The 8529-nt window shown below is 62.9% G+C and carries 12 protein-coding genes; 2 read left to right on the top strand and 10 right to left on the bottom strand.

What is annotated here, in order from left to right:
* Together AC11W3_RS02685 and AC11W3_RS02680 are read left to right on the top strand one after the other, a co-directional pair.
* The coding region (locus tag AC11W3_RS02685) for a pseudouridine synthase (protein WP_484092435.1) at positions 1-350 on the top strand (350 nt) is incomplete at its 5' end.
* Positions 351-511: 161 nt separating this feature from the next.
* Positions 512-940, top strand: a complete 429-nt coding sequence (locus tag AC11W3_RS02680; RefSeq protein WP_484090617.1) for a low affinity iron permease family protein — start codon at positions 512-514, stop codon at positions 938-940.
* 116 nt (positions 941-1056) lie between these two features.
* On the opposite strand, the gene AC11W3_RS02675 is transcribed toward AC11W3_RS02680, so the two are convergent.
* From AC11W3_RS02675 to AC11W3_RS02630, 10 genes are all read right to left on the bottom strand, one after another.
* Complete coding sequence (locus AC11W3_RS02675; protein WP_484090618.1) at positions 1057-1260, bottom strand: hypothetical protein; 204 nt, start codon at positions 1258-1260, stop codon at positions 1057-1059.
* 225 nt (positions 1261-1485) lie between these two features.
* Positions 1486-1953: an SRPBCC family protein gene (locus AC11W3_RS02670; protein WP_484090619.1), complete on the bottom strand. Its 468-nt coding sequence runs from the start codon at positions 1951-1953 to the stop codon at positions 1486-1488.
* 54 nt (positions 1954-2007) lie between these two features.
* On the bottom strand, positions 2008-2532 hold the full coding sequence (locus AC11W3_RS02665; RefSeq protein WP_484090620.1) for a lipocalin family protein: 525 nt from the start codon (positions 2530-2532) through the stop codon (positions 2008-2010).
* A gap of 305 nt (positions 2533-2837) precedes the next feature.
* Entirely contained in the window at positions 2838-3533 is a 696-nt protein-coding gene (locus tag AC11W3_RS02660) for a V-type ATP synthase subunit D (protein ID WP_484090621.1), read from the bottom strand.
* Positions 3530-4852, bottom strand: coding sequence for a V-type ATP synthase subunit B (locus AC11W3_RS02655; protein ID WP_484090622.1), 1323 nt, complete (start codon positions 4850-4852; stop codon positions 3530-3532). The genes AC11W3_RS02660 and AC11W3_RS02655 overlap by 4 nt, the downstream gene beginning before the upstream one ends.
* Before the next feature lie 18 nt (positions 4853-4870).
* Positions 4871-6481: a V-type ATP synthase subunit A gene (locus AC11W3_RS02650; protein WP_484092434.1), complete on the bottom strand. Its 1611-nt coding sequence runs from the start codon at positions 6479-6481 to the stop codon at positions 4871-4873.
* Between the two features lie 20 nt (positions 6482-6501).
* Positions 6502-6825: a V-type ATP synthase subunit F gene (locus tag AC11W3_RS02645; protein ID WP_484090624.1), complete on the bottom strand. Its 324-nt coding sequence runs from the start codon at positions 6823-6825 to the stop codon at positions 6502-6504.
* Positions 6822-7775, bottom strand: a complete 954-nt coding sequence (locus AC11W3_RS02640) for a V-type ATPase subunit (protein WP_484092433.1) — start codon at positions 7773-7775, stop codon at positions 6822-6824. Before AC11W3_RS02640 ends, AC11W3_RS02645 begins: the two co-directional genes overlap by 4 nt.
* Before the next feature lie 4 nt (positions 7776-7779).
* Positions 7780-8343: a V-type ATP synthase subunit E gene (locus AC11W3_RS02635; RefSeq protein WP_484092432.1), complete on the bottom strand. Its 564-nt coding sequence runs from the start codon at positions 8341-8343 to the stop codon at positions 7780-7782.
* A 9-nt stretch (positions 8344-8352) separates the two neighbouring features.
* Positions 8353-8526, bottom strand: coding sequence for an ATPase (locus AC11W3_RS02630; RefSeq protein WP_484092436.1), 174 nt, complete (start codon positions 8524-8526; stop codon positions 8353-8355).
* Between the last annotated feature and the right edge of the window lie 3 nt (positions 8527-8529).

Here is an 8529-nt window from a genome sequence, read left to right as displayed (position 1 = left end):
AGGTGGAATGGCGCGTCGAGAACAGGATCGTCTCAGGGGAGCCGTGGTTCAGGATGAAGGCTGGTCCTGGTGAGCCCAATGCCAGATCGGTCATTAGGGTCCTTGAGGTGGGGGCTGGGACCGCGCTCTTCAGCCTGAACCCGCTGACGGGGAAAACCCACCAGCTGCGAATTCACATGAGCGGGCTTGGCTTCAGGATACTGAACGACAGGTACTATCCTGATCTCCAACCGAAAAGTGAGGATGACTTCGAGAAGCCGCTTCAACTTCTCGCGAAGTCGGCTCGGTTCCGGGATCCCGTCACCGGAGAGGCCATGGAATTCGTTTCAGACCGGCAGCTTGCATGTTAATACCTGAGGCAGCAGTAGAGGGAGGGTGGGCGCACAAGTTGCAGTGGCGTGGGTTGCCATCGGGGGACATCGAGAGATAATGAGAGGAAAGGGACACTATTGATTAGAGCCGCATGAACAGCCCTCATCGCCCTGCCTGCAGGCGTATCTAGAGGATCACCATGGCAGCCCATGAAAAAGTCTCCCGTTTTGCCCGATTTGCCACCTGGGCCTCTCGTACCAGCGGCCACCCTGGGGCCTTCATCCTTGCTGCCGTCATCATCATCGGCTGGGGCATCACCGGCCCGCTTTTCGGCTTCAGCGACACCTGGCAGTTGGTCATCAATACCGGAACCACCATCATCACCTTCCTCATGGTCTTCATCATCCAGAACACCCAGAACCGTGACTCGGCGGCGATGCAACTGAAACTGGACGAGATCATCCGGTCCATGGGGCCCGCCAACAACGCCCTTCTCAACATGGAGGAACTGGACGAGAATGAACTGGAGGAGATACGGGGCGGGTACCTGAAACTGGCTGAAGAGGCGCGGACCATCTCTCTACGGAAGGCAAAAAAAGAGAGGGCCGAACACGCTAAAAGGGATTAGCTTCAAAAGCCAATCCCCTCATTCGGTCTGACCCCACCTTCGCTGTTTCTCCTACGGTCTCTTTCTCACTCGCGCGATTTTTTCAGCTTAGCTCATATCTTCTCCGGAACCCGCCATTACTGCAGCCGGTTTTTCAGCAGGTCCCTTCCTTTCTGCACCAGTTCCGAGTTTGAATCGATTACGTTATTGAAGAATCTCTCGACTTCCTGATCGCCCTGGGCGTCCTTCATGTACTGGCGGCAGGTGTCGGCAGCCTGGGATGCGTTGTAAATGACGCTAACCAGATCGAACTCCTTGTCTTTCAGCAGTTCTTTTGCCATCTTGTACCTCCTCGACGTTTTAGGAAACGTTCGACTCCATAAGGTCGGGCCGATTTTAGCTTCATCATCTTCTCCCCCCTCGCCGGTGCTCCCTGCTTTGCCCTCCTGCAGAGCACACTGTCAGGCGACGCGGATTTTCCGCATCGGCGAATGCCTTACCGGCCACATCTCATTTTACTCTCACTGACCTGTTCTTTTCCAGAAATGAAAAGCAGCCGTCGTCGGTCAAGGAGGGACAACCTTCCTGAACTGCGTCTGCACGACTTGGTGTCGATAATCGAAGATAGTCTCCAGTCGCCGTCTTACGTAGCTCGACGCGATCGAGCCGAAGAGGCCTAAGGGAAGTTGATAATGCACCAGATCCCGCACCTCCACCCCCTCCGTCGTCTTTCTGAAGAGGTGCTGGTGGTGCCAGAAACGGTAGGGTCCGATCCGTTGGTCGTCTACAAAGAAGGCAGGTTCATGGCAGTGGGTGATCTCGGTAACCCACTGTAGCGGTACTCCAAGCAGCGGTTTGATGGTGTAGGTGATGATCATGCCTGCGTACATCGTATCTTCTGGAGGGGAGGTGACCTGGAAGCCGAGCCAGGGCGGGATGATGGAGGCGAGGTTGTCCGGCCGGGAATAGAAGTCCCAAGCCTCTTCGAGGGTGGCGGGAATGGTTTGCAGCCTCTCCAGCTTCTCCAGTGGCATCCGGTACTCCTTTACCTTTCGATCTCCGGCTTGCATTGCCATCGCCCATGGCTGCTATCCAACCGTCCGAATGAGCCTTGCCGGATCGAATCCATGGTCCCTTAAACGCTCGATGATCCGGCCGTAGAGGGTGTCGTCCATCCGCTGTGTCCGGCTCAACACCCAGAGGTATTCTCGATCCGGCGTCCCAACAAGGGCGTAGTCGTACTCACTTCCAACTTCGACGATCCAGTAGTCGCCACGGAAGGGCCAGAAGAAGGAGACCTTGAGACGGGCATTGGTTTCATCCACCGCCCAGGCCAACCCTCTTGCCTGCCGAACCGACCCGTCCTTTTCATTGCGGCAGCTATTGACTACCTCCACCTTGCCGTCTTTTCTCAAGGTATAGGTCGCGGTGCTCCCGAGGCAGCCCCTCTGGAAGCGGTTGGGGTAGCGGGCGATCTCGTACCATAGGCCGGCATAGCGGGAAAGATCAACGTGCGGCACAGTCTGCAGTGGCAGAGACTTCGTGGCACTGGATCTCCGGGCCAGGCAGAAGCAAATGGCTATTACAGATAACAGGAGAAACCGGATTTTCATCTAGGTGACCTCGTAACGGGCTAACACTCAAGATCTTTTTATAAGGCGGATGTACCAAGGGTAGCAGAACATCGCGATATGACCATCAAGATACCCAGTGACTGGAATCTCTCGGACTGGTTGTGATGAAGAAAGGTTGCTGGCGCAAAACTTGATGTCGGCGCAGACTTGACACGTTCAAAAGGTTGATTTTGTGCCTCCATAACCCCCACCTCTAGTGGGGGATGTCTTACTGCTTCCTCTACGCTTCAGAAGATAATGACCAGACGATTATTGAGCGGGCATACGCGAAGTCGCACGCAGCCTTAATGTGAGAGGGGAAGGGGGCCCGTATCGGCCGGAGGAAGAGAGTGCTCGCTTGAGGGGACGCGGGCTGGCTGCGACCCCGTTACTATTTCCTTGAACCGCTTCAAACGGTAGTACGATTCCCTGTCCCGCTCGCCGATATACTGGGCGATGTTCCTTATCTCCCGGCGCAGGCCGGGCAGTACCCGTTCCTCCAGCACCCGGGTCCGCCTGGTAACCCGCAGGATCTCGTTGCCGAGCCTTTTCATCCTGCTTTCAAACGCGGCTATCTCCAGTATCTCCGCCACGATGCTCTCGAAGAGATGGATGGCCTCTTCCAGGTGGGGCGTGGTGGCGCGGTAGTCGTACCCCCGTTCCTCCGCCGACCTGACCGGTTCCTCCCGCACGGTGACGTCCCGATAGCGAAGTCCCATGACGCTGCGCTCGGTGATCTCCAGTCCGAGTTCTCTTCCGGTCACCGGCTCCAGCGACTCTACGAATGCCTCACCTTCGTGGCCGAGCGAGAGGTGCATCTCCACCAAGGCCCGGGCATAGGCCGTTTTGATTTCGTCACGCGAGCGCAGGAATGGGGCGGACATGGCGAGGAACTCCCGCATCAACGCCAGACGCCGCGCCTTGAGGATGCCGACACTCCCTGTCACCGAGCGGGCCTTGTCCTTGAGCAGCAGCAGATTGGTGCGGGTCGGGTGGATCATGCCGTCTCCAGTGAAAAACGTTGCAGCAGGGCGACCCCCGCATCGAGGCTGGCGCCGATCTCCCGCCGGGCCGTCCCCTGGTTGAGGAGTTCCCGCTCGAAGGAGCCGGCGAAGGCGAGCATCTCCCTGTCTGCCGCGATCATCCCCTCCCGCCCGACGATCGCCTCCAGCCGGCGCAGGTCGCGTCCCTTCGCATAGTGCCGGTAGAGGAGGTTGGCGATGCTGCGGTGGTCCTCCCGCGTCCGGCCTGCGCCGATCCCCCGCTGCATGAGCCGGGAGAGGCTGGGGAGGACGTCCACCGGCGGAAAGACCCCTTGCTGGTGCAGTTCCCGGGATAGGACGATCTGCCCCTCGGTGATGTAGCCGGTCAGGTCCGGGATCGGATGGGTGATGTCGTCTTCAGGCATGGTAACCACGGGGAGCATGGTGACCGAGCCGGGCATCCCCCTGATCCGCCCGGCCCGCTCGTAGAGCGAGGCCAGGTCCGAATACATGTAGCCGGGATAACCGCGCCGGCCGGGGAGCTCCTCCCGGGCCGTGGAGACCTCGCGCAGGGCGTCGCAGTAGTTGGTCATGTCGGTGACCAGCACCAGCACGTCCATGCCGCAGCTGAAGGCCAGGTATTCGGCGCAGGTCAGGCCGAAACGCGGGGCGAGGAGCCTCTCCACTACCGGCTCGTCGGCCCGGTTGACGAAGGCGACGAAGCCGGTCCGCATCTCCCGGAGCGCTTCCATGTAGAAGGAGTACTCGTGGTGGGTAAGACCCAGCGCCACGAAGACCATCACGAACTCCCCGCCCCCCGCCAGCCGGGCGTTTTGCAGGATGCCCGCCGCCAGCTCGCGGGAGGGAAGGCCGGCGCAGGAGAAAATCGGCAGCTTTTGCCCCTTGACCAGCGTGTTCAGGAGATCGATGGCGCTGAACCCTGTCTCGATGAACTCCTCGGGGCGGGCCCGCGCGGTCGGGTTGAGCGGAAAGCCGGTCACCGCCCCCCACTGCTGCGGGATGAACATGGGGGCCCCGTCGATGGGAAGGAAGGAGCCGTTGAAGGCCCGGCCGACGATCTCCCGGGCGAGCGGGGCCTGCCGGACCGCATCGGTAAAGACCACCGTCGATTCGATGTCCAGGCCGGCCGTCTCGCCGAAGACCTGGACCAGCACGGTCCGGCCCGCGATCTTCAGCACCTCGCCCGCCATGGCGTGGCCGTCGGGATAGATGACCCGCACCACCTCGCCTATGCGGGCGTTGAAGACCCGTTCCACGAACAGCAGAGGCCCCCGGATGGAGGAGATGGTGCGGTAGCTGTGCTCGGCAAGGCGCATGGCTTGACCCCTCAACGACTATGTTTCCAGTACCTCATCCAGCAGAGCTCCCTCCTTGAGCCTCTCCTGCGCCCGGTCGTAAAACTTCAGGAGCGCGTCGATCTGCGCCGCGGTCTGCCCGGGCGAGGAAAAGGCGTCATCGGTGTAGGCGTTCTGGCACAGGAACTCGTTGCGAATGCGCTCCGTTGCGTTCATCAGCAGCCGATCCGCGTCCTGGAGCCCCTCCGCCCCGACGATTTCCGCCACCTCGCGTAGCGCCTCCTCCCGTTGCAAAAGCTCCCGGCAGCGCCGCTGCATCTCGGCCCAGCCGGGAGCGACCTCGGCGCTGAATTGCCGCGCCAGTCCCGCCCCGTAAAGGGAGTAGCTCTGGAACCAGTTGATGGCCGGAAAGTGGCGTCGGTGGGCGAGGGTGGTGTCGAGCATGAGGAACACTCCGGCCGTCCTCAGGCAGGCCTGGGTGACCGGCTCGGTGAAGTCGCCTCCGGGAGGCGAAACGGAGAGGATCATGGAGAGGGAGCCGACCCTGCCGGACATGCTCTCCACCATGCCGGCCCGTTCGAAGAAGGCCGCCAGCCGCGAGGTGAGGTAGGTGGGGTACCCCTCCTCCCCCGGCATCTCCTCAAGCGACGAGGAGATCTCCCGAAGCGCCTCCCCCCACCGGGAAATGCTGTCGGCCAGGAGCAGCACGTGGAAGCCCATGTCCCGGTAATACTCGGCCATGGTGACCGCCGTGTAGATGGAAGCCTCCCGCGCAGCCACCGGCATGTTGGAGGTGTTGACCACGACGATGGTCCGCGTCAGGAGCGCCGTGCCGGTCCAGCGGTCGTTCTGGGTGCGGAACTCCTCGAGGAGCTCGGCCATCTCGTTGCCCCGCTCGCCGCAGCCGACGTAGACCACCAGGTCCACATCGGCGTACTTGGCGATGGTCTGCTCCAGGATGGTCTTGCCGGTGCCGAAGCCGCCGGGGAAGATGGTGGTCCCGCCCCGCGCCATGGGGAAGAAGAAGTCGATGACGCGCTGCCCCGTGACGAGCGGCAGGGTGGGGGAAAGCTTGCGCCGGTAGGGGCGCGGCTGGCGTACCGGCCATTGCCGCCAGGCGAAGATCTCACCCCCGTCGGCGTAACGGCCGATCGGCTCATCGATGGTGAAATCGCCGTCGACGAGCCTTTCCAGCACCCCCGCACGGGGGGCTGTCACCAGATGGGCAAAAGGCCCCTCCGCCACCTGGCCGATGACCTCGTCGGTCCCTACCTGGTCTCCTTTGCTGCGTGACGGGGAAAAGCGCCAGATCCTTTCAGCATCGAGCGGCGCGAGCGCCCGCCCGGAGCGGATAAAGGGGCCGTCGGCGTCGCGCAGCCGCTCCAGCGGCCGCTGCAAGCCGTCAAACATGGTGGAAAGGAGCCCCGGCCCGAGCCGGACGGTGAGCGGCAGGCCGGTTCCCCGGGCCGGCTCGCCGACGCTCAGGCCCCGTGTGTCCTCGAACACCTGGACCACCGTCCGGTCCTCTTCCAGCCGAACCACCTCGCCGGTAAGTTCCGCTTCGCCGACCAGAACCATTTCGCAAAGTCTGAGCCCCTTGCAGTCGATGGTGACCGTCGGTCCGGTTATGCCCGTAATGCGCCCGATCATGGTTGTGTCCTGACAGGTTGTCAAGGTTGCAGCCTTACGTGGTAGCCGATTGCCCTCCTGATCAGCCTCAGCGCGTAGTCTTCCGCCGGCTCCACCCCGGCCTTTGCCGGGGCAGGGAGGACGATGAGGACGCCGTACCACCTTTTTTCCATTTCCTGGAAGCGCTCTTCGGCGATCCCCGCCAGGAGCCGCTCGTCGATCACCGCGACGCGGGTGTCCGGGTCGGCCAGCACCCGGCGCAAGGTCGCCTCGGCCTCAGCGGCGCTTACCACGAGCTGCCGGGCGCCGGCCAGGGAGAATCCGTGACGCGCATCGGCCGGGGTTATGAAAACCAGGTTTTTCACCGGATCAGTTCTCCGTCGAGCAGGTCCTGCCCGATTTGCGCGCCGTGCACGAACAGGCTCAGGTTCCGCGCCTGCATGGCGGTTAGCCACAGATGATGGAGGATACAGCCGATCCCTGACGGTTCCCTCCCCATGCCGCGCACCAGCCGGGTGAGCCGGCCGAGAAGGATCGATTCCAGGTTGCCGGCGGCGAGGTCGGCCTGCGTGCAGGAGAGCCGGAGCAGGACGGCTTGCGCCGCGCCTCCCTCCGCCTCCCTGGCCGCCTCCAAAAAGAGCGTCTCCTTGATGCTCCCCCCCTTGATGAAGCAGGGGGGTGCCGTGATCCTCCAGCGCCGGTGCTTGGCGAGGGTGATGGCGTTTCGCACATCGATGAGCCGGCGGAAGAATTCGCCGAGGACCGGATGGAGCGGGCCATTCGCCACCTGCTCCAGGTAGAGGGTCGCCAGCCGCTCCTCGAAGCCCGCCACCCCGTGCTCACGGTATGCCTGGCTCAGCCCCTTGAACGGCTGCGCCAGGCCGGCGAACAGGCCGGACAGTTCGCTTACGGCCGCCGGCGTATCATGCTCCGCCTGCAGCACCCTTTGCATCTGCGGTGAAAGGAGGGTGAAGCGGAGCAGTTGCGCGCACTTCCCTCCGTCTCCCGCCATCCGCTGCCGCAGACAGAGGACCACTGTACGCAACTCGAAGTAGAGGAAGAGCGGGGCGAAAGAAAGCCGTGTTCCCCGATCCATCTGTGCGTAGAGCCAGGCGAAATCCCGCAGCGATCCGCTCCAGATCTCCGCTTCGTTGCCGGGAAGGGGGCCATGGGGGGCGGCGCCGGCCGCAAGAGGGTCGGGGGAGGCGAGCAGCGCGCGCCAATCGGCGATCAGGAAGCGCCGCCGTCCCCTGATCCTCGCCAGGAGGTACTCCCGGGGATACCCTCTGTCTGCCAGATCGCGCAGGAGTCCCATGGCCTCATCTCTCCCCTGCAATGGCGTTCATCAGGCGCAGCAGGAGCTCCGGCCACCCCCGCTCCAGCCGCTTCTCCAGGGTATTGTCGATCCGCATCCTTCCCCCCTCGGCGGCCACCTCCAGGCCGCCGGCTACGCCGCCGTCGGTCTCGATGCGCGCCTGCGGGAAACGGGCTTTGGCCAGATCCTCATCTGCGGGGTTGACGCGGACCGTCTCCCATTGGCAAGGGAGGAGTTCTGCCGCCAGGGCGGTAAAAAGCTCCTCCCCCCCCTCATCCCGCAGTTCCGCCAGGGTAGCCCGCGCCACCTCATAGAGCCGGCCGGCCAGCACATTTCTCGCCTCCAGCCTGATCATGGCCCCCTCCATTTCGGCCCCGGCGAGGATATCTCCGGCCTGCGCGGTCAGGTCAGCCTGCTGCCGCTTTGCATACTCGTCCCGCAACGCCTCAATCCGGGCCGAACACTCCGCCTCGATCCGGGCCGCCTCGGCTAAAGTCGCCTGCCGGATCGCCTGCACCTTTTCTTCCCCACCAAGGCGCAGCGAGTCGATCAGTTCGCGATACCCCATGACGGATCCCTACAGGTAGAGGATCATGGCGGCTATGACGAAGCCAAGGATCACCATCGTCTCGGGGATGGCGAGCATGATGATGACCGTCCCCGTAAGCTCGGGCTTCTCGGCGATGGTCCCCGCCCCCGCCGAACCGATCCTCGACTGGGCCCACCCCGTCGCCAGGGCGCTGAGCCCGATGGC

The sequence above is a fragment of the Geomonas sp. genome, from assembly GCF_056994735.1.
Note: the sequence above shows the minus strand (reverse complement) of the source record. Positions and strands in the feature narration are given on the sequence as shown.